General features: G+C 42.8%; 23 protein-coding genes. 12 read left to right on the forward strand and 11 right to left on the reverse strand.

What is annotated here, in order from left to right:
- Position 1 precedes the first annotated feature (1 nt).
- The 3 genes from LLW17_RS10355 to LLW17_RS10365 all read right to left on the reverse strand — a co-directional run bounded on the left by LLW17_RS10355 (position 2) and on the right by LLW17_RS10365 (position 2,145).
- The gene (locus tag LLW17_RS10355) at positions 2–178 is read right to left on the reverse strand and encodes a hypothetical protein (RefSeq protein ID WP_228230188.1); all 177 of its coding nucleotides are present in this window, start codon (positions 176–178) and stop codon (positions 2–4) included.
- Positions 178–1,521, reverse strand: a complete 1,344-nt coding sequence (gene purB / locus LLW17_RS10360) for an adenylosuccinate lyase (protein WP_228230189.1) — start codon at positions 1,519–1,521, stop codon at positions 178–180. The genes LLW17_RS10355 and purB overlap by 1 nt, the downstream gene beginning before the upstream one ends.
- A gap of 72 nt (positions 1,522–1,593) precedes the next feature.
- Positions 1,594–2,145: a hypothetical protein gene (locus LLW17_RS10365; RefSeq protein ID WP_228230190.1), complete on the reverse strand. Its 552-nt coding sequence runs from the start codon at positions 2,143–2,145 to the stop codon at positions 1,594–1,596.
- A gap of 39 nt (positions 2,146–2,184) precedes the next feature.
- Between LLW17_RS10365 and LLW17_RS10370 the strand changes: the two genes are divergently transcribed.
- Complete coding sequence (locus LLW17_RS10370) at positions 2,185–2,658, forward strand: heme-binding domain-containing protein (protein ID WP_228230191.1); 474 nt, start codon at positions 2,185–2,187, stop codon at positions 2,656–2,658.
- On the opposite strand, the gene LLW17_RS10375 is transcribed toward LLW17_RS10370, so the two are convergent.
- Positions 2,627–3,307: an SIR2 family NAD-dependent protein deacylase gene (locus LLW17_RS10375; RefSeq protein WP_228230192.1), complete on the reverse strand. Its 681-nt coding sequence runs from the start codon at positions 3,305–3,307 to the stop codon at positions 2,627–2,629. The genes LLW17_RS10370 and LLW17_RS10375 overlap by 32 nt on opposite strands.
- A 108-nt stretch (positions 3,308–3,415) precedes the next feature.
- Between LLW17_RS10375 and LLW17_RS10380 the strand changes: the two genes are divergently transcribed.
- From LLW17_RS10380 to LLW17_RS10395, 4 genes are all read left to right on the forward strand, one after another.
- Positions 3,416–6,112: a CHRD domain-containing protein gene (locus LLW17_RS10380; protein WP_228230193.1), complete on the forward strand. Its 2,697-nt coding sequence runs from the start codon at positions 3,416–3,418 to the stop codon at positions 6,110–6,112.
- 349 nt (positions 6,113–6,461) lie between these two features.
- Complete coding sequence (locus tag LLW17_RS10385; protein WP_228230194.1) at positions 6,462–8,444, forward strand: CHRD domain-containing protein; 1,983 nt, start codon at positions 6,462–6,464, stop codon at positions 8,442–8,444.
- Between the two features lie 65 nt (positions 8,445–8,509).
- Entirely contained in the window at positions 8,510–9,166 is a 657-nt protein-coding gene (locus LLW17_RS10390; RefSeq protein WP_434084777.1) for a TrmH family RNA methyltransferase, read from the forward strand.
- Complete coding sequence (locus LLW17_RS10395; protein WP_228230196.1) at positions 9,163–9,420, forward strand: CBU_0592 family membrane protein; 258 nt, start codon at positions 9,163–9,165, stop codon at positions 9,418–9,420. The genes LLW17_RS10390 and LLW17_RS10395 overlap by 4 nt, the downstream gene beginning before the upstream one ends.
- A 45-nt stretch (positions 9,421–9,465) precedes the next feature.
- Here the strand turns inward: LLW17_RS10395 and LLW17_RS10400 are convergent, their stop codons facing one another.
- The 3 genes from LLW17_RS10400 to LLW17_RS10410 form a co-directional block, all read right to left on the reverse strand.
- Entirely contained in the window at positions 9,466–10,257 is a 792-nt protein-coding gene (locus tag LLW17_RS10400; RefSeq protein WP_228230197.1) for a carboxypeptidase-like regulatory domain-containing protein, read from the reverse strand.
- A gap of 74 nt (positions 10,258–10,331) precedes the next feature.
- The gene (locus LLW17_RS10405) at positions 10,332–12,152 is read right to left on the reverse strand and encodes a DEAD/DEAH box helicase (RefSeq protein WP_228230198.1); all 1,821 of its coding nucleotides are present in this window, start codon (positions 12,150–12,152) and stop codon (positions 10,332–10,334) included.
- A gap of 225 nt (positions 12,153–12,377) precedes the next feature.
- Positions 12,378–12,956, reverse strand: coding sequence for a non-canonical purine NTP diphosphatase (locus LLW17_RS10410; protein WP_228230199.1), 579 nt, complete (start codon positions 12,954–12,956; stop codon positions 12,378–12,380).
- 124 nt (positions 12,957–13,080) lie between these two features.
- Here LLW17_RS10410 and LLW17_RS10415 point away from each other — a divergent pair, with 124 nt between their 5' ends.
- The 4 genes from LLW17_RS10415 (at position 13,081) to rpiA (ending at position 16,184) form a co-directional block, all read left to right on the forward strand.
- Positions 13,081–13,770 (forward strand): VIT1/CCC1 transporter family protein, encoded by a 690-nt coding sequence (locus LLW17_RS10415; RefSeq protein ID WP_228230200.1) that lies wholly within the window; start codon positions 13,081–13,083, stop codon positions 13,768–13,770.
- An 89-nt stretch (positions 13,771–13,859) separates the two neighbouring features.
- Complete coding sequence (locus LLW17_RS10420; RefSeq protein ID WP_228230201.1) at positions 13,860–14,888, forward strand: XdhC family protein; 1,029 nt, start codon at positions 13,860–13,862, stop codon at positions 14,886–14,888.
- Positions 14,888–15,469, forward strand: coding sequence for a nucleotidyltransferase family protein (locus tag LLW17_RS10425; RefSeq protein WP_228230202.1), 582 nt, complete (start codon positions 14,888–14,890; stop codon positions 15,467–15,469). Before LLW17_RS10420 ends, LLW17_RS10425 begins: the two co-directional genes overlap by 1 nt.
- Positions 15,470–15,506: 37 nt before the next feature.
- On the forward strand, positions 15,507–16,184 hold the full coding sequence (gene rpiA / locus LLW17_RS10430) for a ribose-5-phosphate isomerase RpiA (protein WP_228230203.1): 678 nt from the start codon (positions 15,507–15,509) through the stop codon (positions 16,182–16,184).
- Positions 16,185–16,299: 115 nt separating this feature from the next.
- Here the strand turns inward: rpiA and LLW17_RS10435 are convergent, their stop codons facing one another.
- A complete protein-coding gene (locus LLW17_RS10435) occupies positions 16,300–17,187 on the reverse strand; it encodes an SDR family oxidoreductase (RefSeq protein ID WP_228230204.1) in 888 nt (295 codons plus the stop codon).
- Between the two features lie 132 nt (positions 17,188–17,319).
- Between LLW17_RS10435 and LLW17_RS10440 the strand changes: the two genes are divergently transcribed.
- On the forward strand, positions 17,320–17,685 hold the full coding sequence (locus LLW17_RS10440; RefSeq protein WP_228230205.1) for a winged helix-turn-helix transcriptional regulator: 366 nt from the start codon (positions 17,320–17,322) through the stop codon (positions 17,683–17,685).
- A 50-nt stretch (positions 17,686–17,735) separates the two neighbouring features.
- On the opposite strand, the gene LLW17_RS10445 is transcribed toward LLW17_RS10440, so the two are convergent.
- From LLW17_RS10445 to LLW17_RS10455, 3 genes are all read right to left on the reverse strand, one after another.
- Entirely contained in the window at positions 17,736–18,128 is a 393-nt protein-coding gene (locus tag LLW17_RS10445) for a rhodanese-like domain-containing protein (protein WP_228230206.1), read from the reverse strand.
- Between the two features lie 5 nt (positions 18,129–18,133).
- On the reverse strand, positions 18,134–19,552 hold the full coding sequence (locus tag LLW17_RS10450; protein ID WP_228230207.1) for an MBL fold metallo-hydrolase: 1,419 nt from the start codon (positions 19,550–19,552) through the stop codon (positions 18,134–18,136).
- A gap of 80 nt (positions 19,553–19,632) precedes the next feature.
- Entirely contained in the window at positions 19,633–23,301 is a 3,669-nt protein-coding gene (locus tag LLW17_RS10455) for a metallophosphoesterase (protein ID WP_228230208.1), read from the reverse strand.
- A 192-nt stretch (positions 23,302–23,493) separates the two neighbouring features.
- Between LLW17_RS10455 and LLW17_RS10460 the strand changes: the two genes are divergently transcribed.
- Together LLW17_RS10460 and LLW17_RS10465 are read left to right on the forward strand one after the other, a co-directional pair.
- A complete protein-coding gene (locus LLW17_RS10460; RefSeq protein WP_228230209.1) occupies positions 23,494–23,676 on the forward strand; it encodes a hypothetical protein in 183 nt (60 codons plus the stop codon).
- Positions 23,673–25,013, forward strand: a complete 1,341-nt coding sequence (locus LLW17_RS10465; protein ID WP_228230210.1) for a histidine kinase — start codon at positions 23,673–23,675, stop codon at positions 25,011–25,013. The genes LLW17_RS10460 and LLW17_RS10465 overlap by 4 nt, the downstream gene beginning before the upstream one ends.
- Positions 25,014–25,027: the final 14 nt, after the last annotated feature.

Here is a 25,027-nt window from a genome sequence, read left to right on the forward strand (position 1 = left end):
ATTAGTTGATCGACCGTTGTCTTTGCCCACGAATCAAATTGACTAGTAAAAGTGTAAAAATAAGCGCTAAACCTGTTAATACTTCGGCACGTGCCAAAATATTAAGTAGTCCGCAAACCAGTATGCTACTGTAAAGCAGGATTACCAGAAACAGATTTAGCGAAACTTTGGTATTCATTAGATTCCGGTATAGTTAGCCGGAGTTACCGCTTTTAACTCGGTTTTTATTGCACTGCTTACGTCGAGGGTGTCTATAAAACTATGCATCGACTTTTCGGTAATGGCTTCATTGGTTCGGGTAAGACCTTTAAGTGCTTCGTATGGGTTTGCGTAGCCTTCACGTCTTAAGATGGTCTGAATAGCTTCGGCCACAACCGCCCAGTTATTCTCGAGATCCTGATTGAATTTACCTTCGTTAAGCAATAATTTATTTAAACCTTTCTGAGTGCTTTGCAAGCCGATAAGCGTATGGCCAAAAGGTACGCCTATGTTACGCAGTACGGTACTGTCAGTAAGATCCCGCTGCAGTCTGGAAACCGGTAATTTTGCCGAAAGATGTTCAAAAAGCGCATTGGCAATACCCAGATTTCCTTCACTGTTTTCAAAATCAATTGGGTTCACTTTATGCGGCATAGCCGATGAGCCCACTTCACCTTCCTTGATTTTTTGCTTGAAATAATCCATAGAGATATAGCTCCAGAAATCACGGTTTAAATCCAGCAAAATGGTATTGATACGCTTCATATTGTCAAAAAGCGCGGCCATATGATCGTAATGCTCAATTTGTGTGGTAGGGAAGGAATGGTGTAATTTTAAAGTACCGGTTACAAAAGACTTCCCAAACTTTTTCCAGTCGATATTAGGGTATGCAACGTGGTGCGCGTTAAAATTTCCGGTTGCGCCACCAAATTTTGCAGCGTTTGGTATGGCCTTAAGGAGTTTTATCTGCTCCTCAATACGCACAACAAATACTTCAATTTCTTTGCCTAAACGGGTAGGAGAAGCCGGTTGTCCGTGGGTGCGGGCAAGCATAGAAACACTTTCCCACTCATCAGCCAATTGTTTAAGATGATCTACAACCTCTAAAAGTTCGGTGAGATATACCTGGTTTACAGCATCTTTTAGACTTAAAGGAATTGCGGTGTTATTAATGTCCTGAGAAGTCAGACCAAAATGGATGAACTCTTTGGACTGCTTGAGGTTGAGGGCGTCAAATTTTTCTTTGATAAAATATTCAACCGCCTTAACATCGTGATTGGTAACTTTTTCAATTTCTTTTACTTTTTTTGCGTCTTCGAGGGAAAAGTCCTCGTAAATGGCGCGAAGCTTAGAGTATTTTTCTTTAGGAAAGTCTGTTAATTGAGGTAACGGGATTTCACAAAGCGCGATAAAATATTCTATTTCTACTTTAACACGGTATTTTATAAGTGCTTTTTCAGAAAAAAATGCAGCGAGTGCTGCGGTTTTAGCTGCGTAGCGGCCATCAATAGGGGAAACAGCTTCTAATGAAGTTAAAGACATAATTGCTTTTGGTTTAAAGCTGCAAAGATACACAGCCAGAAGCGGGTAACAAGCATTAACCCGATATAAAACTCAGTTTTTTAGCTTTTTCAAAATGTGACGTGCCCGTGATTGAAAAGCCGGCCCGGCTTCGGAAAAGTGCTGTTCCAGTTGAGCGGTCAGCTCGGGTATGATCCAGTTTTGGGCATTCCTAAGGTTGTAGAGGCATTGCATCGCAAAAACTTTTACCGCTACTTTTTCAGGTGCAATAAGCCAGTCAAAACAGGTCGACACCATTAGTTCCTGTTCCGGTTTGTGTAGGGGAAAGGAGCCTTTTAGAAAAGAAAAAGAGATAAGCTCTAAAGTTTTGGCGAAGATTCGTTTTACGGGGTCTGTTTCAATTACACAAAGCGCTTTAAAGAAACGTGTCTTATGAGGTTTGAGGATGTCAAGATCACTGCGAACAGCCTGATCAAGCGCAAATGCAGATTTAGTTACCCGTTCTTTATTTGTAGCCTCAAAAATAAAATGAAGGCAATAGATCACCCCATCCGGAAATTTGAGCAGTTCGTATCCCATTGCCCTGCGATCTGCGAGACTGGAGGAAATCTTCAAAATTTTGGCAGTCCAGACCGCTTCAGTCATTTGTATTTAGTATTTTTCGCCCATTAAAATTAGAAAATTATGGTTTGGGTAAAGCGTATTTTAATGTTGGCATTGGTTGCTCTTATAGTTATTCAATTTATTCCTGTTGAGAAAAATGAGGGAGGCTATGCATCTTTAGACAATTTTTTACAGGAAACCAGGCCTTCTGAAGAAGTGGCCGGCATTTTAAAATCTTCCTGCTACGATTGCCACAGTAACCAAACCCAATATCCCTGGTATTCCAATTTGGCGCCGGCAAGTTTTTTTCTGGCAGATCATATAGAAGAGGGGAAGGAGCATCTTAATTTCGCCAATTGGGAAAGTTATTCCGCAAAGCGAAAGGATCACAAACTTGACGAACTTATCGAAGAAGTAGAGCACGGCGAAATGCCTTTGGAGTCTTACACCTTGATCCACGCAGACGCAGAGCTTTCCGCAGAGCAAACCGAGGCCTTAATCAACTGGGCAAAAGCGGCTCGGCTTATTTACTCAGAAGATCTTCAACCACAATAGGGATACCTTTAGAAGCCTTTTCGGAAATTACTTTCAGATTCTTTTGGGAAGTAATATTTGGGTGGGGATCTATAAAATAAATTGCTGCTTCCGGTTTTGCATAATTAATAAGACCGGCTGCAGGGTACACCTGCATAGAAGTTCCTACTATTATAATGTAATCAGCTTTTGCTGTAAGCTCGATAGCCGGTTCTAATAGTGGAACCAGCTCGCCAAACCACACGATATGCGGTCTCAACTGGCTGCCTTTAGCACACAAATCTCCCTCGCAAATATCTTCGTGCCAATCAAGCACTAACTCCTCGTCTGAAGTACTACGTGCTTTTAAGAGTTCGCCGTGAAGATGCAAAACTTTTGTGCTGCCTGCCCGTTCGTGTAAATCGTCAACATTTTGCGTAATAATATGGACGTCAAATTGTTTTTCAAGATCTACAAGGGCTTGATGAGCTGCATTGGGTTTTACGGTTTTTAATTGGCGTCGCCGCTGATTGTAAAAATCGAGGACTAGCGCCCTGTTTTTAAACCAACCTTCGGGGCTTGCGACCTCCATAACATCGTGTCCTTCCCAAAGTCCATTAGAATCTCTAAAGGTTTTTAAACCACTTTCAGCGCTTATTCCTGCACCTGATAAGACTATTATTTTTTTCATTAACATTTATTTAACTATCTATGCAAAACCAAGGCGGTAAATTACGCGTAATTATAAACAAAAGAATATCCCTATAGTTCGTAATTAAACTCAAACAAACAAATTATTATGAAAAAAATCTATTTTTTAGCATTGTCCTTATTTATGCTTTTTTCGTGTAGTGAAGATGATTCACCATCTGAGGTTGTTAATGAATTAGGACTAAGAACTTCATTTGATTTAAATGCAGTTAACGCATCTACTAGTGGGATGGTGCAATTTACTGAAAATGCTGATGGCTCAGTGAATATAGCTTTAGTGCTTGATAGTCCGCTTGCAGGAGTAAATCCTGCGCACATTCACTATAATTCAGCTGCTGAAGGAGGTGAAATAGCTCTTACACTTGAATCTATAGGCGATGGGGAAAAGCTAAGTGTTACGAGAAATGTGACAGCCCTTGATGATGGCACTCCAATTTCTTATGAAGAATTAATTGCATTTGACGGTTATATTAATATTCATCAAAGTGCAGATGATTTGGGTACTTTGTTATTGCAGGGTGATATAGGGCCAAATGTTCTTACGTCTAATAGCAAGACTTATAATTTAGTGACAAAAGATGTTGAGGGGATAAGTGGTACAGCTACTTTTACTGAACGTGAAAGTGGAGATGTTCTTTTAGAGGTTATTCTCGAGGGAACACCAAATGGTGGTGTACACCCCGGTCATATTCATAATAATTCTGCTGCTGAAACAGGAGGTATAGCACTTACCCTGACCCCATTAGATGGAACGACTGGAATAAGTAGAACTAATATTACTGCATTAGATGACAATACTCCAATTGATTTTGAAGGTCTACTTAATTTTGATGGTTACATTAACTTCCATTTAAGCGCAGACCAATTAGGAACATTGGTTGCTCAAGGAGATATAGGCGAGAACGAACTAACAGGAGAGACGAAAGAATATGATCTGGTAACCAAGGATGTCGAAGGCATAAGTGGAACCGCAACTTTTGCAAAACGTAAGAGCGGCGCTGCGCTTGTTACCGTAATGTTAGAGGGTACTCCAGAAGGTGGAATGCATCCTGGTCACATTCATAACAACTCTGCTGCTGAAACCGGAGGAATTGCCAAGACTCTTACTACTTTGAACGGAACAACCGGTATGAGTGTTACTCATATTGAAGCTTTAGATGACGATACAGCCATAGGTTATGATGCTTTATTAAACTTTGACGGTTATATCAATTTTCATTTGAGTGCAGAAGAGTTGGGAACTTTAGTTGCCCAGGGAGATATTGGAGAAAATGAACTTACTGGAGAGACAAAAGTCTATGATTTGGATACTAAAGATGTTGCCGGTATTAGTGGAACAGCAACTTTTGCAAAACGTAAGAGTGGCGCTGCACTTGTTACTGTAATGTTAGAAGGTACACCTGACGGTGGAATGCATCCGGGTCATATTCACAATAATTCTGCAGCTGAAACCGGAGGAATTGCCAAGACTCTTACTACTTTAAACGGAACAACCGGAATGAGTGTTACTCACATTGAATCTTTAAATGACGACACTGAAATAGGTTATGATGATCTACTTGATTTTGATGGATACATAAATTTCCATTTAAGTGCATCTGATTTAGCTACACTTGTAGCTCAGGGTGATATAGGTGAAAATGAACTTACTGGCGAGACCAAGGTTTATGATTTGGATACTAAAGATGTTCCTGGTATTAGTGGTACTGCTACTTTTGCTGAACGTAAGAGTGGTGCTGCATTGGTAACCGTAATGTTAGAAGGTACCCCTGCCGGCGGAATGCATCCCGGTCACATACACAATAATTCTGCTGTCGAAACCGGAGGAATTGCCAAGACTCTTACTACTTTGAACGGAACAACCGGAATGAGTGTTACTCATATTGAAGCTTTAAATGATGGTACCGAAATAGGTTATGCTGGCCTTTTAAATTTTGATGGCTATATCAATTTTCATTTAAGCGCTTCAGACTTAGGAACCCTGGTAGCACAAGGAGATATAGGTGCAAATGAGTTAACCGGTAATACCAAAACCTATCTTTTAGGTAGTAAAGACGTTGCTTCAATTAGCGGTTCAGCGCTGTTTTCAGAGCGTAAGGACGGCACCACATTAATTGAATTGAATATTAATGGAACACCAGCAGGCGGAATGCATCCAGCACATATTCATAATAATACTGCTGTTGAGGGAGGTTCAATTGCCATTACTCTTGGAACTGTAAACGGAACAACCGGAATGAGTGCTGTACAGGTTGAAACTTTAGATGATGGCGAAACTGCTGTTTCGTACTCTGATTTACTAGACTTTGATGGTTATATAAATGTACATTTAAGTGCCGCAAATTTAGGTACTATCGTAGCTCAGGGGGATATAGGTCAAAATGAATTGACCGGAGCCAGTAAAACCTATGCTCTCAATACTAAAGACGTAGCAGGTATAAATGGTACTGCGAAGTTTGAGAAACGTAAGAACAACGAGACCTTGGTGACACTTGATATTCAGGGTACGCCTGCAGGAGGTGAGCACCCTGCACACATTCACGCAGGTTCTGTTGCTGAAGCCCCGGGTGATATCTTGATTACGTTGATGTCTGTTGATGGTGATACTGGAATGAGCCAGACCAATGTGACGGCTTACAATGCTGAAGACGGTACTGCTAATGGCGGTGCAGCAATCACTTACGATCAGATGGTTGCAATAGATGGTTATATTAATGTGCATCTAAGCGCAACTCAACTGGGTACTATTGTTGCTCAGGGGAATGTAGGTGCAAATGCAAACTAATTAAACAGTATTTGAATATTCAGAAAACCCGGCCAGTTGGCCGGGTTTTTTAATTTCAAAAATGATATTTACTTAATGATTTTTCAAATGATCCGTTAGTAAAAAGATTTATCGGGATTTAGTGGATCCTTATAATCGAATGGGTTAGGATTTTAACGATTAAATACGTTTAGGTTTTTATATATTTTCATTAATTATATCCTCTAGCGCTGACTTTCAGTTTTTTAGCCTAAACTTTTAGTTGAACAAGTCCGGTATTTTTCAAAATTTTAGGTTAATTGCAATAAAATCCTTTAAAAGCCCTATTTAATTTTATATTATTGCGATAATTCTAATCAAAATTAAATTTATGAAAAAGATTTATTTCTTTGCATTATCATTATTGGTACTGATTTTTGCAGGATGCTCTAATGATGATGACGGAGTAGCGATCATTCCAGGTGAGGCTACCGGAAACATTACAACTTACGATTTAAGCTCAGTTTCTGACCCTGATATTAGCGGTACAGTAACTTTTACAGAAAAAACAGATGGTTCTACAGACATCAGCATTTTGATGGACGGAACAACCGGTGGTTCTCATCCGGCCCACATCCACGCAGGGACTGCTCTTGAAGGAGGTGATATTGTTATCGATCTTACTCCTGTTGATGGTGCTACCCGAAGAAGTCTTACCAATGTTACAGCTACAAATGATGGTACTGACGTTAGTTATGAAGATTTAATCAATTTTGACGGTTACATCAATGTTCACGCTAGTGCCAGTGATTTAGGAACATTATTAGCGCAGGGAGATATAGGAGAAAATGCACTTACAGGAGAGTCTAAAGAATACACGCTATTTACTAAAGATGTAGAAGGTATTGAAGGTACTGCTTTATTTGAAGAGCGTGTTAGCGGCGAGACTTTGATAACTCTTGACATACAAGGTACACCCGAAGGTGGAATGCACCCTGCACATATTCACGCAGGTACTACTCTTGATAATGGAGCTATTGTCGTAAGTCTTACAACCGTTGATGGTGATACCGGTATGAGTATGACTGATGTATCTGCGCTTAACGACGGTTCACCAGTGACTTATGAAGAACTTTTAGAATTTGACGGTTATATTAATGTTCACGCTAGTGCCAATGATTTAGGAACTATTGTTGCTCAGGGAGATATAGGTCAAAATGAGATATTAGACTCTAAGGAGTATGAATTAATGGCTAAAACGGATGCTAATGTGATGGGTACTGCTACAATCGCTATGCGTGCAGACAGTACTTCAGTTGTAACCTTAAACGTTGAGAATACAATTGCAGGTACAATGCATCCTGCACATATTCACGAAAATAGTGCTGTAGAAACCGGAGCTATTGTTGTAGATCTTATGGCGGTTAATGGTGATACAGGAATTAGTATGACTAATGTTTCTGCTTTAAACGACGATACCGAAGTTAGCTATGAAGATCTTTTAGAATTTGACGGGTATATCAATATTCATCTTAATGGAACTGACTTAACCGTAGTTTCTCAAACAGACATAGGAGCTAATGAGTTAACCGGAAATACGAAATCCTATGTTCTTGCAACAAAAGATGTAGCCGGAATTAATGGTACTGCATTGTTTTCTGAGCGTATGGACGGGACGACATTAGTTGAATTGACGCTAAACGGAACACCGGCAGGTGGAATGCATCCAGCACATATTCACGCAAACACAGCCGTTGAAGGTGGAGATATCGAAATCACTTTAGGAACTGTTAATGGAACTACCGGAATGAGTGCTGTACAGGTTGAAGCTCTTAACGGTGAAGATGGAACTCCTAATGCCGGAGAAGCTATTACCTACGCAGAATTACTAGACTTTGATGGATACATCAATGTACATTTAAGCGCGACTGAACTGGGTACTATTGTAGCTCAGGGCGATATAGGTCAAAATGAATTAACCGGAACTTCTAAAACCTACGTTTTAAATACTAAAGACGTACCTGGAATCAATGGTACGGCTAAATTTGAAGAGCGTGTTAACGGAGAGACTTTGGTTACTTTAGATCTTGACGGTACTCCTGCAGGAGGTGAGCACCCTGCACACATTCACGCAGGTTCTGTTGCTGAAGCTCCGGGAGATATCTTGATTACGTTGATGTCTGTTGATGGTGATACCGGAATGAGCCAGACCAATGTGACGGCTTACAACGCTGAAGATGGTACTGCTAATGGTGGTGCAGCAATCACTTACGATGATATGGTTGCGATAGATGGTTATATTAATGTGCATCTAAGCGCAACTCAACTGGGTACTATCGTTGCTCAGGGGAATGTAGGTGCAAATGCAAACTAATTAATTAGCATTTTAATATTCAGAAAACCCGGCCAATTGGCCGGGTTTTTTTATTTTCGATGCCTATGAATTCAGAATTGATTAATTACCTCGAGGGTTTTCTCACCCCGCGCAGACAGGAACTTTTTAAACAGGTGATTGCACAGCGCACACGCTTTCTAACGGTCGCTATTGAAGATGTGGGACACTTACACAACACGAGCGCAGTAATGCGCAGCTGCGATGCCTTTGGCGTTCAGGACGTGCATGTGATTGAAGAACTCAAGGGAAAACGTATAGACCGGGAGATTGCTATGGGGGCTCAAAAGTGGACTTCGGTACACCGCTATGACTCCACTAAAAATGCACTGGCCGGTTTGAAGGCTAAGGGCTATCAAATTGTTGCCACAACGCCCCATCATACCGCTCATAAACTCGAAAATTTTAAACTGGACAGACCAACTGCTTTGTTCTTTGGTAGCGAAAAGGATGGATTAACAGACACTGTTATTGAGGCCGCTGACTCGTACATCTATATTCCAACCTATGGTTTTACTCTAAGTCTTAATATTTCGGTCTGTGCGGCGATTTTGCTTCAGGAACTTACTCAGGGTTTACGCAATTCACAATTAGACTGGAAGCTCAAACCTGAAGATATTTTAGAAATTAAAACGCTTTGGTTAAAACGCAACCTGAAGGATTATGATGCTTTGGTTAATACCTTTAATACTTCAGCTCAATGAATTTAACAGACTGGATAGGAGCGCTGGGTACTTTTCAAATTTTGTTAGCCTACATCCTGCAGGTTACTAATGTGCTTAAGAAGAACAGCCTTATTTTTATCTTATTGAATACCATTGGCGCCGGTATGGCGTGCACGGCGAGTGTACTTCTCAATTATGTGCCTTTTATTGTCCTCGAAGCGGTTTGGACTCTGGTTTCACTCGGAGCTCTGGTGGTTTACTTTCGCGACAGGAAAACAAAGCAGGAGCAATAAAAAAAGCTTCCGGTTTGGGAAGCTTTTTCTAATGTTTTTTATTTTCTAACGATCCCGGTTCAAAACCCGGTATTCTTCGTAACAACTGCTCAGGGCATCTAGTATTTGAAGATCATTGGCAGTTTTTACAAAACTTTCCGAATAATCACAGCGACTTAAAATGGCTTCGATATCTTCTTTGGGTACCTGAAGCAAAGCTGTAAGAGTTTCTCTGTCAAATTTAGTAATCAACAGGTTTCTGATGTTATCGTCTTCTTTCATCTTGCGAAGCTTTCGCATTTGCGAACTCTTATTAGAAAAGACTTTGTTGAGAAAATCTGCTGGATTAAAAATAGCACTCAATACCTTATCTATGGCACCGGGTTGTGAATGACCTGCCTCGTAAGCAGAGCTTAGGCCCGAAATACTATAACGTACGTTTTTATAAACCGGAACATTCTTCGCATCAATCTCCAGATAGCCGGTAAGCTCGACATCTTTAACCACCACTTCTTCAAGTGCGATACCGCTTTCGGTCATTTTTACCTTTACGTCACCAAAACGTTTCCAGTCATTGGTCACACGTACCTGAAGGCTTTTAAACCCAAGAAAAGAGAAAAATAAGGTATCGTTTACCTGAGCTCTAAGGCGGAATGTACCTTCAGCATTGGTAGTGGTACCCCGTACCGAATTCAGGTTGATGATATTTACACCTTCTAAAGGTTCGTCTGTAGAGGAATTGAGTACCGTACCTATTATAAAATCCTCGCTTTCCTGATCGGTTTCAGAAAGAACAGTATCCTGAGCCGAAAGCATAAACGGGGCAATAAAAAGTACCAGTAGTAAGAGCTTTTTCATAGTGGAAGCCAATTTATAGAAAGAGACGGAAAAATCATACCAAAAGTGACAATTCCGTCTCATTAAATAAAAATTTATCGGTCCCGGCGTCTGCGTTTACCTGAAAACGGACTCTTATTTTCTTTTGGTCCGTCTGGTTTGCGCTTTCCTTTGCGTTCACCACCGCCACTTCGGCGTTCTTTACCTCCGGCGGATGCGCCTTTTTTGCGGAAACCTCCGTCTCCAAAGTCGTCACGGCGTTTTCCGCCACCACCGCCTTTGCGATCATTGCGTTTGCGTTTTCCGCCACCGCCACCACCGCCACCGCGGGTGTCTTTGGTAACTTCAACGTGTACCTGTCTTCCCTGAAGTTTAAAGTCTTCAAAAAGAGCCAGAATGGTGTCTTTGTTTTCGGTGTCGGTATTGAAAAATGAGAACGAATCTTTACAATCTACCTTGTAAATACCTTCACCTAATCCCGTAGCATCCTTTAAAAAGTCTTTCAGACTCATCCAGTCAAAACCGTCTTTTGAACCAATATTGATGAAATAACGGGTAGATTCACCAGACTCCTCCTTCATATCGGCTTTTACAGCGACATTGAGATCTTTGGTTTTTTGATAATAATTGAAGAAACGCGTAAACTCAACCGAAAATACTTTTTTGATCAAATCTTCACGGCTAATACCTTCGAGCACTTCATTGATGCTGAATAAATACGGATTGATTTCCTCATTTATCTTAGTTCCCTGAATGTCGTTAGCCAGGTGCATCAACTGTACCTCGCAGATTTCCATTCCGGTAGGAATATCTTTTTGTACAAATTGCTTATTGATGATTTTTTCGAGGGTGCGTATTTTGCGCAGTTCACTCTTCGAAACGATCACCATCGAAATACCGGTTTTACCGGCACGTCCTGTACGTCCGCTTCGGTGGGTGTAGGTTTCAATTTCATCAGGTAACTGGTAGTTGATCACGTGTGTGATATCATCTACATCAATACCCCGTGCAGCCACATCAGTTGCTACAAGCATCTGAATTTGTCGCGCCCGGAAGCTTTTCATCACCAGATCACGTTGATTTTGACTCAAATCCCCGTGTAAAGCCGATGCATTGTAACCATCTTCAATCAATTGCTCAGCCACTTTTTGCGTATCGCGTTTGGTACGGCAAAAAACCACAGAGAAAATCTCAGGATTGGCATCTGCAAGACGCTTAAGTGCCTGATAGCGGTCGCGGGCGTTCACCATATAGTATTCGTGTGAAACGCTGTCTGCACCTTCGTTTTTAGTCCCTACCGTAATCTCGATCGGGCTGTTCATAAACTGCTTGGCAATACGGGCAACCTCTTTCGGCATAGTCGCCGAAAATAACCAGGTCTGTTTACCTTTTGGGGTGTCAGCAAGAATGGTGGTGATGTCTTCATAAAAGCCCATGTTGAGCATTTCATCGGCTTCATCAAGCACACAAAAATCAATTCCTGAAATGTCAACCAGATTACGGCGCATCATATCCTGCATACGTCCCGGAGTGGCAACAATAATCTGAGCCCCACGGGAAATCTGGCGTGCCTGCTCCTGGATGTTTGCACCTCCATAAACAGCCACTGTGTTTAAACCTTTAACGTATTTTGAGTAATTCTTAAGTTCATTAGTAATCTGCAAACACAATTCGCGGGTAGGGGATATGATTAGACCCTGAGTCTTGCGATTGTTAGCATCAACTTTTTGAATAAGCGGAAAACCAAATGCTGCTGTTTTACCTGTACCCGTCTGTGCGAGCGCAACTACGTCTGTTGCCTCTTTTAGTAGGACCGGGATGGCTTTCTCCTGTACTTCTGAAGGTTCTGTAAATCCCATGTCGGATACAGCCTGCAAAATAGCCTCATTAAGTCCTAACGCTTTAAATGTATTCATATAAAATAATTATCTTAAATCAACGTCGATTTAAGAGGGCGCAAAGATACAGTTAATTAGCTTAGCAATTCACTTGTTTGGGCAAGCATTTAAATTCCTTTAAATGAGAGTTTTAAATGCGGAAATGCGCGCTTTTATAAATACATCGTTATAGAAGCCCGAATAAGACGTCTTTTTCCAAACATATTCGGCATGTACTTTTAGGATTTGGATAACCGAAGCAAATCAGGTCAGTTCCTGCAGGTATTCCAGTAATTTTTGAGTTGCGCGCCCGCGGTGACTGATTTTATTTTTTTCAGACAATGGCATTTCGGCAAAGGTAAGTGCATGACCTTCAGGCATAAAAACAGGATCGTAACCAAAGCCGCCATCTCCCGAAACTGAAGTTGTAATCACGCCCTTGCAGATTCCTTCAAAAACCAATTCTTTTTCACCCAAACACAGTGCGATTACGGTTTTGAAACGCGCGTTACGGTTATCTTTTTCCTTTAAATTGTTCAGCAATTTAGCGGTATTATCTGCCGCATTCTTGTGTTCACCGGCATAGCGCGCGCTGTAGACTCCCGGCTCGCCATTTAGCGCTTCCACCTCAAGCCCGGTGTCATCACCAAAGCAATCATAGCCGTATTTTTGCTTTACATATCGGGCTTTAATGAGCGCATTGCCTTCAATCGTGTCTGCATCTTCCACAATTTCTTCGGTACACCCAATATCGGTGAGGCTTTTCAGCTGAATGTGTTTCGGCATCAAAGCCTGAATTTCTTTGAGTTTATTGGCGTTATGGGTTGCAAAAACCAGCGTCATAGGAACGATTTAAGGAGGCAAGTTATTAATTATTACAGAATGGCTAAAATACGTATTCATTAAAAGTAACCTAAATAACCGGGCAAGTCTTGAATGCAAAACTTTTTAAGGGTACTTTAGACCTATGCAAGACGAAAAACATTACGCACAGCGCAGTGGCTGGCTTCGGGCCGCTGTTTTAGGGGCAAACGACGGGATTCTTTCAACTGCGAGCCTCGTAATCGGGGTGGCAGCTGCCAGTTCAACCCGCGAACCCATTATCCTTGCCGGAGTGGCCGGTATTGTTGCCGGGGCTTTATCTATGGCCGCAGGCGAATACGTGTCGGTGAGTTCGCAGAGCGATATCGAAAAAGCCGATCTCAAACGCGAAGAAGAAGAACTCGCCAACATGCCCGAATCGGAATTGCACGAACTCAAGGATATCTACATCAAACGGGGCCTCAGAGCAGATACGGCTCTTGAAGTGGCCAAACAGCTCACGGCTCATAACGCGCTGGAGGCTCACGTCCGTGACGAACTCGGGATGCACGAGATTACGCAGGCCATACCCTTGCAGGCTGCATTAAGCAGTGGGGCTGCATTTACGGTGGGCGGCGCTTTGCCGGTTTTGGTTGCATTTTTAGCGCCTGTGAACTCAATGGAGTACGTGCAATATGCGGCGGCCATTCTGTTTTTGATTGTTTTGGGGGCTACTGCGGCACGTACCGGAGGTTCAAAAATGAGCACCGCAGTAATGCGTATCACCATTTGGGGTACACTCGCCATGGTTGCCAGCGCGCTAATAGGTCATCTTTTTGGAGTGAATGTGGCCTAAAAGCTGGCCAGCTTTCGATTTCTGGTTTTAAAACCCGAAAGCTTTAACTGCAAAGTTTTATCTTTAATGCTTCCGCAAGCAAAATTCACATGACACACGAATTTTTAGAAATTTTAAATCAGGCGAAAGTCTACAAATCACAGGGCGTTTCCTGTGTTTTAGCAACCGTGGTCGCGCTTGATGGTTCGTCTTATCGAAAACCCGGTGTACGTATGTTAATCGCCGAAAACGGCGCGATGACCGGGGCTGTAAGTGGCGGCTGTGTAGAGAAAGAAGTGGTGCGCCGCGCGGAATCGGTTTTTAAGACCGGCGTATCTAAAATCATGACCTATGATGGGCGTTACCGCCTGGGTTGTGAGGGCGTTCTCTATATTTTGCTGGAACGTTTTGAAGCTTCAGACCAACTGGTACATACTTTTGAAAATCTGCTTTCGCAGCGCGAAAGCTTTGAGATTATGAGTTTTTATAAAAAGGAAGATGAGGCTACCGGGAATTTTGGTTCTTTTTTGCGTGTGGGCGAAAAGAATCCAGTCTACTTTCAAAATACAAGCACGCTTGAAGCTCCCTCCGAAGCGCTTCGGTTTAAACAAAGCCTAAATCCAAGATTTAAGTTACTTCTGGTTGGCGGTGAACACGATACTGTAAAACTGTGTACGATGGCTGCGATGCTGGGATGGGAGGTAGATGTAATCACCTCGCTGAAAGATCCCAAAGAGTTAAAGGATTTTCCGGGAGCGGCCCGGGTAATTGGTGGCAACGCCGATACCTTCGACGCTGCCACTCTCGATGCACAGACGGCCGTTGTGCTGATGACGCACAATTACGCGCAGGATTTGCAGTACTTGGTAAAACTCAAAGACTTGAAACTTCCCTATCTGGGAATCCTGGGATCGGTGAAGCGCCGCGAGAAAATACAACACGAACTTCTGGACTATGCACCTGATGTGGATCTTGATTTTTTGGAACAAATCTACAGTCCCGCAGGTTTAAATATTGGGTCTATTACACCTGAGGAAATTGCGCTTTCTATTTTAGCTGAAATTCTTGCAGTGACCCGTAATCGCAATTCGCTTTCACTTAAAACACTTACCGGTAAAATTAATTCGGCTATCAGCTAATGGATAAAATTGCAATTCTCATTCTGGCCGCCGGAAGCGCCTCACGAATGGGCAAAGTAAAACAGCTGCTCTCCTACAAACATACCACCTTACTGGGTTACACGATTGAGCAGGCCTTAAAAACTCCGGCTGACGCGATTTATTGCGTCCTGGGTGCGGGCGCAGCGAACATCAAAAACGAGATTCGGCAACCGGTAAAGACGATCTTTAACCCAAACTGGGAGCAGGGGATGGGCAGCAGCATCTCGGTAGGTATCCAGGAGATTGAAAAAGCAGGCTTTGATTATGCCTTAATCATGCTCGCCGATCAACCCCGTATTGATGCCGTATTTCTGACCCAACTTATGGGAATGGCCGCTGTACATAAAAATACCCTCATCGCTTCCGATTACGGTTCAAAAAACGGAGTACCGGCGTTATTTCCGAAATCTTTTTTTGACCAGTTAAAGACTCTTGACGGTGATCAGGGTGCCCGGCAATTGCTGAATTCGGGAAATCCAAAACCACTAACACTTATAGCAGAAGACCGCGTTCAGGACATAGATACGCCTGACGATTATAGTCGTTTGCTTAAAAATTGAATTAATTTAGCATTCTAACCAGCATAAACCATTCTTCATGACTGCAGATCAGGAAAAGAAGCAAGCCGCATTGGAAGCGGTTAAATACATTAAAAACAATATGGTTGTAGGTCTGGGCACCGGCTCAACCGCAAAACATATGATCGAAGCTGTGGGGCAGATGGTAGCAGAGGGGATGAACCTTACCTGCGTACCTTCATCTGATGCAACCGAAAAGCTCGCTAAAGAATTGGGCATTAAAATCGTGGAGCTTCACGAGGTAGACCATATCGATGTCACCATTGACGGCGCCGATGAGTTTGACGGCGATTTCCAATTGATCAAAGGCGGTGGCGGTGCTTTGCTACGCGAAAAGATTCTGGCGTGGAATACCAAATTCAACATCATAATTGCCGATAGCAGCAAGGATGTTAAGAAACTGGGCGCTTTTAAACTTCCTGTGGAAGTGATTCCGTTTGCGACCAAACAAATCAAGACCTATCTCGAAGCTGAAGGTTTAAAGCCTGTACAGCGAATGAAGGAAGGAAACGAATACCGTACCGACGAAAATAACAACATTCTGGATATTGATATATTTGAAGTAGAAGACCTTCAGGAACTTGAGATCAAATTGCTTAAAATTCCCGGGGTTGTTGAAACCGGACTTTTCCTTGATAGCACCAGCCTTATCATTGTTGGGAAAGAAGGCGGACCGGAGGTTAAGGAGCGCTCTTAGAGAATACAAAAATTGTCTGTCTGAGCCTGTCGAAGACTATTTGAAAATCAATAGTTCAAAACTTTGACAAGCTCAGTTTGACAATAAGACTAATTTTTCAAGCAGTCTCGTTTTACTATCCATAAATCTGTTCCAGCAAAGTTGCCACAGCTTTAGGCTTTCTGCCTAATAGATTCTCCAGATCTTTAGATTCAGAATTGAATTCGCCCTGCGCAATCCCCAGAGAGAATCCCAGCATCATATTTACGGCATCTTCCGGTACGCCATAGGAAGCCATAGTCGATTTAAACGTTTCTACATCGGGAGATACATAGTTGATTTCTTCTTCCGTGATATCGCTCAGGATTTCAGCTACCGCTTTAAAATCAATCGCTTTTGGTCCGTCTAACGTATAGATTTTGTTTTGGTGCTGTGCTGCATTTTTCAAAATAAGCGCTCCGGCTTCAGCTAAATCGTCGCGTAAAGCAAAAGCGGTCTTGCCATCACCCGTAGGTAGAAAGACGGTTTTTGATTGAAGCAAGGCTTCTTTTTCGCCTAAAAAGAGCGCAATCACTTCCGCATACAGATTATGTCTCAAAATGGTATATGCCATTCCCGATTCTTTAAGCCAGTTTTCGGTTTTGATGTGGGCGTCCATTACAACAGCGACCGGAGAGTTTTCGCTTTCGTCTTTTCTCCCGGCACTGGTGTACACGACGTGTTGTATTCCCGCCTGAGTTGCTGCATCCACCACATTTTTATGCTGTACGCTTCTTGAACCAATATCACTCCCGGAAACAAAATAGAGAATTTCAATATTCTTAAAGGCTTCCGTGAGTTTTTCTGTGTTATCGTAATCGGCAATGCGTAGTTCAAAACCTTTGCTTTTGTATACTTTAGCCTGATCGCTTGCTGCATCGCGCACTAATACTGCGATTTCAGATGGATTTATAGTAGTAGAAAGGTGTTCAACCACGCTGCTACCTAAACCTCCGGTTGCTCCTGTAATTAAATAAGTACTCATGTTTTTTATTTTAAGTTATTAACTTACTTTTGGTAAGTCAAAGATAAGAAGTAATTGACTCCTGTGGAAGAACTTACGAGGCTGTAGGTCACTTTCCCGGAAGTTAGTTTTGTTGAAATTCAATGCGTTATAATGGAAAATTCTGAAAAAAAATTTGCAGATTCTGAAAATTGCCCGGTGCGTAATGTCTTGGATCGCTTTGGAGACAAATGGTCTACGCTGGTTTTACTCGTGCTTGACGATACCAAAGTCCTGCGTTTTAACGAGATTCATAAAATGATTGATACCATTTCTCAAAAAATGCTTGCCGTTACGTTGAAATCTTTGGAAGCAGACGGTCTGGTTCTGCGAACCCAATATCCCGAGATACCGCCACGGGTAGAATATACTTTAAGTGAACGCGGAGCATCGCTGATTCCACATATAAAAAGTCTGGTTCAATGGGCCAACGCCAATTTTGAAGTGATTACCCAATCGCGGGCGGCGTATAAAAAGTAAAAAGGCTGCTTAAAATTTTAAACAGCCTTTTTCGATTAATGGAATAGCGTCTACTCGTTTTTAGTTGCTGTGCTTTCTTCTTCAGTCCAACCCAGATACCCGCCTTTGAGATCATATAGGGTTTGAAAACCCATTTCCTGCATAATTACCGCTGCTTTGCCGCTTCGGTTACCCGATCTGCAATAGAGATAGACCGGAGTTGCAGGGTCTAGCTGTTCAACCTGAGCTCTGAAGCTCAGCGAATCGAGCACATTAAAATTGAGTGCCTGCTCGATATGACCGGCTTCAAACTCTTCCGCTCTGCGCACATCAAGAAGCAATACCTTTTTAGCATTGATGCTGTCACGAAAAGCATTTTTGTCTAAAATGAGGTGATTGCTTTCCTGAGCTTTTGCACCAAAAGTGAACAGACTTAAAAGCAGTAAACTAAATATGGCTTTCATCTTTCCTATTTTTTTAAGGTGGAAGGGCAGACGTAATTGGTGGTTTTTAGATCCGTTTCCTTTAAAGCGGCATAACCTCCCTGTACGTCGATGAGGTTGTGAATGCCCCGGCTTTTTAAGATGCTGGCGGCAATCATACTGCGGTAACCCCCGGCACAGTGAATGAAAAATTCTTTAGTATCGGGAAACGCACTCAAATGCTTGTTGATGTAATCGAGCGGCGTACTTTCGGCCACTTCCAGATGCTCTGCTTCAAATTCTCCGGGTTTGCGTACATCAAAAACCGGCGTATTGGCATCGGCTTTTACCGCAGTTTCCACTTCGCTTGCAGGTACTGAATTCACCGAGTCGGTTTCTTTACCGGCTGCTTCCCAGGCTTTAAATCCGCCTTTGAGATAGCCTATCGTACCGTCAAAGCCCACCCGTGAAAGTCGGGTAATGGTTTCTTCTTCGCGACCTTCATCGGCGACTAATAAAATAGCCTGCTCGGTGTCGGCAATAAGAGCGCCCACCCAGGGAGCAAAACCGCCGTCAATACCAATAAATATAGATCTTGGGATGTGACCTTTAGCAAAATCATTTTGGTGTCTTACATCAAGGATCACCGCTCCGGTTTCGTTAGCCGCGGTTTCAAAGGCATCGGGCGAAAGCGCACGTGTTCCGCGTTCTAAAACCTCGTCAATGTCGTCGTAACCTTCCTTGTTCATTTTCACATTCAACGGAAAATAGGAGGGAGGAGGCAAGAGACCATCAGTCACTTCCTGAATAAATTCTTCTTTGGTCATATCTGCCCGCAAGGCATAGTTGGTCTTTTTCTGGTTGCCCAGGGTATCAACCGTTTCCTTGCTCATATTTTTTCCACAGGCCGAACCTGCACCGTGTGCCGGATATACGATAACGTCATCAGCCAATGGCATAATTTTTTCGCGTAAGCTGTCAAATAAATAGCCTGCGAGATCTTCCTGAGTAAGTTCTTTGGCTTTTTGTGCCAAATCGGGTCTTCCCACATCGCCCAGAAATAAGGTGTCTCCGCTAAAAATCGCGTGATTTTTTCCGTGCTCATCAATCAGGAGGTAAGTCGTACTTTCCATCGTATGGCCGGGCGTATGCAACACCCTGATGGTAATTTTGCCTATTTTAAATTCCTGTTGGTCTTTTGCGATAATGGCCTCAAATGAAGGATTGGCTTTAGGACCGTAAACGATTTCCGCCCCGGTTTCTTTAGCCAGGGTAACGTGACCGCTCACAAAGTCGGCGTGAAAATGGGTTTCAAAAATATATTTGATTTTGGCGTTATCTGCTTCTGCACGCTCTATATAAGGCTTTACCTCACGCAAAGGATCGATTACGGCGGCCTCGCCGTTACTTTCAATATAATAGGCTCCCTGAGCCAAACAACCGGTGTAAATCTGTTCTATAGTCATGATGATACTGTATTTATAGGGCAAAGATAAGGCACCTTTACGGGTGTCGCGGTAACACGGGTTACATTCGTCAAAGCTAATTACAGACCGAAGTTAAATCCAAAGCTTAACCGACCGCCTTCATCACCGGTAAAATAAGCGAGATTTCCGCTGATAAAACCGCCCATTGCAAAATGAATACCACCACCATAACTGTCATGCCAGCGTTCTGAGTTTTCGCCATCGTACCAAACCCTACCTAAATCGTAGCCGCCAAAGATGTGTGTGCGTACCGGGAATAAAGCTGTTTTTAAAGGCGTAAATTGATACAAAACATCGGCAGAACCACGCAGGGCTTTGTCTCCTGCAAAACGGTCCAAGCGATAACTGCGCAGACCCGAAGAAGCGCCCAATCGTGCCGATTGAAAAAATACCGCAGGATCGCCAAATCGCAACTGACCTGCTACTTCGGTTTTAAGAACCAGATCGCGGGAACTGTCTATCGCATTCCAAAATGTAATTGAGGGGTCTGCAGCATAAACGGTTGTGGCGTCATTCAGATTGTCATAGATTGAACCGGCTGCTTTAAAATGCATACCTCGTGTGGGGTAAGCCGCGTCATCAACACTGCGGTAGTTGTATTCGGTTTTTAGGGTAGCGTATTTGTTTTGAGATGTTGCATTACCAGGTTCACGCAAAGCGGAAGGGTCAAATGCATAGTGTTGATAAGCCAAAGCAGCTTTAAACGAACTGCCGTATTCCCCGTTGTAATAAACCCCGGCAGCGTACTCAAATTGCTGATTCAGCAGGCGGTTTGCATCAAAGTTTGAGGCGTTGTTAACCGATTCATTACCAAAGCCAAAGAAGTTTTCGGTGTAATTATTGGTCGTAACCCGGGTGCTAATGAGAAAATTCCATTCCGAGAAAATATTGCTGAAATGCAACTCGCCTTCAAAAGCGGCAGCCTGAGTTAATGAAAAATACTGCGCGTCTACAACAAACTGGGAGGTAAAGGGATTTCTCTCGAAGCCCATTTTCTGCCGTGCGATCCTGATATGTGGAGCCACGCCCCAATCTGGATTGTACGGTAATTTAAGCGCAACTTTCTTGGCTTCATCCGGTCTGCGCTCTGAGTCGTAGATGTGATTTTCATAAATACTGTTGAAGCGCAGTCGAGCCCCTTTATTTTCCTTAACGATGTTGCCTTCAGGCTGGTCGTAAACGGTGAGATTGCTTCCGTTTTCGATCTCATAGGTATCATCGTCCTGGCCTCCTGCTATGACCATTTTAATTTTAGAGCCTTTTTTTCCCGTAACGGTAAAGACATCTTCATCATCCAGACCATAAACCCAGATTTCCTGAGTTTCTTTGGGGGCAAAAACGCGGTCAAAAAGCAAGCTTCCGTCTTCACCGTCTTTGATGCGGTAGGCACTAATGCGCGTTGTTCCGTCGTCGTTTCGGTCGATGTAAAAATGATCGTCTTTATCGGTTCCTTTTAAGGTTTGAAAGTCGATGTAGTAATCATAATAGCGTTCAACTATACTTATCAGGTTTTCTTTTCGCGCCAGCACATCACTTTGCAGTTGCTTCCAATTTTCATCCTGAATTTCTTTGGGCATTTCGCTAAAGGCTTTTGCAACCACTTCGGGAGTAATATTTTTCTGTATGAAATCTACAGCATCCAGCCAGTCCTTTTTATTGGTATGCTGAAGCAGGGCACGGTCCAGATTTATAGCACTTTCGCTAAAGTGTTTTACATATTCAATATCGGGCCCATAATTGCCCAACTCGCGGGTTCCGGCCATAAATTTCTGGAGTTTTTTGATGATTTTCCCATCAAATTTTGAAAACACCTGATCGCGGTCACGTGGGATTGCGATATAGGAATAGGTGCTGTCGTCATTTTTACGCTCAGCCCAGCGCCACTGGTCTTCGTGGCGGTCCCAGTCACCAACCAGCATATCAAAAACGCGGGCTTTGATATAGGCCTGCTCATCTACCTGGTTTTTTTCATCTTCACGAATGGCTTCAAACAAATCTGCCGTGCTTTCTACATCTTCATTAAAACCAAACATATGACTGCCGTTAAAATCATCATCGGGTTTTTCGACAATCATATACAGGCGGTCGCCGTGCGTATCATTAAAATCTCCCAGAGCTTCCTGCTTTGGAACATAATAGACTTTAGGGTGCGTGTGATTGAGATCTGCGGCCCCTGCAAGGCGTGGGATCGCAAAAGCACCGTAGGGATGCGAGGCGGTATAGAAATCTTCGATTAACCTTGCCGGAAGCGTACCTTTAAAATACTGCTGAGCGTCAAGATCGTTATAACCCTTAGCCTGTAAAAACGCAAACGGATCTTTAGCCAAAGCCCTCATATTATACTCGCGGTCATCTGCATCGACCAGTCTTAAAGACTGGGTTTGATGCCCGCCTCCTGCACGCTCCACTTTAAGACCCCCGTAAAGCGTGTCCAGAATGGCTACCGGAGCTTCAATTTCCAAGCCATAAAGGTCGCGGTAATGCTTGCCCCATTTCTCTTCATAGGCTTCAGATACTTCCACAAGATCTTTTGGGTAGATGCTGGCGGTTTCTGTTTTGGGAAAAGTATTGGGAAGCGAATTTACCGGATACGGTTCAGGCGCTGCAAAACTTTCTTTTGAAAAGCGCTCCACAAGCTTACTGGTTTGATTCAGTTCATAAAAATGAACGCTTGAAGCACCGTCTTTATACAATCTCAGTTCGGCAAGTCCCGGTTGCACGGAAGCGAAAATCCCGTCTTTACCCAATCGTGCATACTCGCTTTTTGCGGCTGTGCCGGAGATGATTTGCCTGATGTCTTCGTTTTCGATGTACTGTAAAGACTGCTCGTGAGCCGAAAGAACGAACAGCCGTGGCAGGCCTATAGACATTTGTTTGATCTCCTGCATCAAGTCATTCATAAGCGGGTTGAACTGATCCTGCTTGGAGATACCGCCCTGTGTACGTGCAAAAGCCCATAAAAAGCCCACTCCCGGAATAAAAGCATTCTCAGCCGACGGTCTGTAGAGTGCGCGGGTGCTCATTTCACCGCCGTAAATTCCGTTAGAATATAACGGATGATGCATCACCAAAATCACATTTTTATGACGGGCTTTACGCGCTTCGTCTTTGAGTAGTGTTAGAAATTGCACGCGGGTTTTAATGGCACATTTATCGTTAAATCCGGGATGTTTACTCCAGTCCTCTATGTACCACTGGGAATCTGCAATGATGATTTCGGTCTCGTCGTCAACATCAATAACCTCGATAGGGCAACCGTTTTCGGGTTGAAAGTGATTGTCTTTGCCCATCTTTTCTTCAATAAGGTCTTCTATATTTTCGAGACCATTTACTCCGCGGTCGTTCCACTCGTGCTCGCCGGGAATAATCAGGGTTTTACCTTTAAACTCTCTGATAAGTTTTACCAGCGGATCTAATTGCTCTTTAGTATCCTCCTTTTTGCCTACGTCAGGGTAGATGTTATCTCCGGCAAGAACCAGGTAGTCACTTTGGGAGGCATTGCTGTTTTGCAGTTCATAAAATGCTTTCAGGAGTTCATTGTTTGGTCCTTTTTTATGAGCTCCCAGATTGCCTAAAACAAAAAAGCTACGGTAAGCAGAAGTGTCTGCCGTTGTCTTTAAAATCTTTTGGTCCCGGTCTCTAAACTGGGTTAGCTCGCTGGCGCATGAAACGAATAAGCCTGTTACGATGAGAACGATTAGGCTTTTATAGGGTAGGTGTGATCGCATTAATAATTAGGTTGTTATCGCAAAATTAGTAAACGATTTGAGGGCTAAAAGTTTTTATGTGATTGTTAACGTTCTTGAGTTTAAGACGAGACTTTACAATTCAACCCTCTTATTTTACAACTGGGTATTTTAAATCTTTAAAGCCGCAACGTCTTTAGCATCTTTGACCTGTAATCAAAAAACGAGCACGTTATGGTCAAATTAATTCTCTATCTGCTTCAAGCCACACTTACTGTTTCAGGAATGAATCCTGAAGCGGTACGTTTTAAAACTGCTGAAGCTTTACTCATACAGGAAATGAGTTCTAAAGAATATAATACCTTTAAATGCGCGATTGAAAATCACACTTCAGAGTGTAAAGCCATTTTATTATGAATCTGATTTTTAAAGAATTTGCCAATGCCTGTATTGTAGGAGTTTCCATTTACGTGGTTTTCCTGTTGATTCACGTACTTGGAGGAAATACGCTCATTTTTAACAGCGACCTCGCCGAGGATTTTGCAACCAGTATGCTGTACTCCATTGTACTGTATATGTTTAATATGGGGGTGTTTCGGTATTATCATCAAACCTATAAGGCAGAGCTTTTCACTTTTAAACGTACCATTCCTGCTATTTTAAGCGGAATGCTGGCATCTGTACTAGGTGTTTTTTTAATACGCCTGTTTATCAAATGTTTTTTGAGGGGAAATTCGTTGGTTGAGTTTTTTGAGACCGAAGATTACCACGATTATTGGGTGCCCTTATTTGTGGCGATGGTAGTAAATACGATTTTCTATTCGTTTTATTATTACAGGCAGCAGAAAGAATACCAGTTAAAGGAGCAGAAAATCATTGCCGGAACGGCTTCGGCACAGTTTGATGCGCTTAAAAATCAGCTTGATCCCCATTTTTTATTCAATAGTCTGAATGTGCTTACCAGTCTTATTGATGAAAACCCCGATCAGGCCCAAAAGTTTACCACTTCCCTCTCTAAGGTTTACCGTTATGTTTTAGAACAGAAGAATAAAGAGCTGGTCACACTTGAAGAAGAACTGGCTTTTGCCAAAACCTATATGACGCTTTTAAAGATGCGTTACGAGGACAGTATCATTTTTACCATGCCCGATCAACTCGTAAATCCCGAAGCCAAAATGGTACCTCTGGCGCTTCAGCTGGTGCTTGAAAATGCAGTAAAGCACAATGTGGTGAGCAGCAATCGTCGGTTAGCAATACGCATCGATGAAGAGCCCGGTTATCTGGTGGTGCGCAATACACTTCAGCCTAAAAAAGTAATGGAGAAGGGCAGCGGGGTAGGGCTTTTCAACATCCGACAACGCTATGCACTGCTTACATCTCGCAGGGTTTTCGTAGAGAAAACCGAAAATGAATTCATCATCAAATTACCCACATTAACCCGTCAATTAAAAACGAATCTTATGAAAACCGAAAATTATCTGCTTGAAAAAAAATACGATCGTGCCAAAGAACACGTGGCTAAACTCAAAGGCTTTTACATAAATCTCACCTTGTATTGCCTTGCCATACCGGCGATGGTTATTCTCAATATCTGGTCCTCCGATTTTCCTTGGGCTATTTTCCCGGCTTTGGGCTGGGGACTTGGAGTCTTCTTTCACGGAGCTGAAGTGTTTGAGTGGAATCCAATCTTAGGTAAGGGATGGGAACAGCGCAAGATTCAGGAACTTATAGAAAAAGATAAACGCAACCCATAACAATTGATCCAGCC

Source organism: Leeuwenhoekiella parthenopeia (assembly GCF_020782115.1).
GTDB lineage: Bacteria > Bacteroidota > Bacteroidia > Flavobacteriales > Flavobacteriaceae > Leeuwenhoekiella > Leeuwenhoekiella parthenopeia.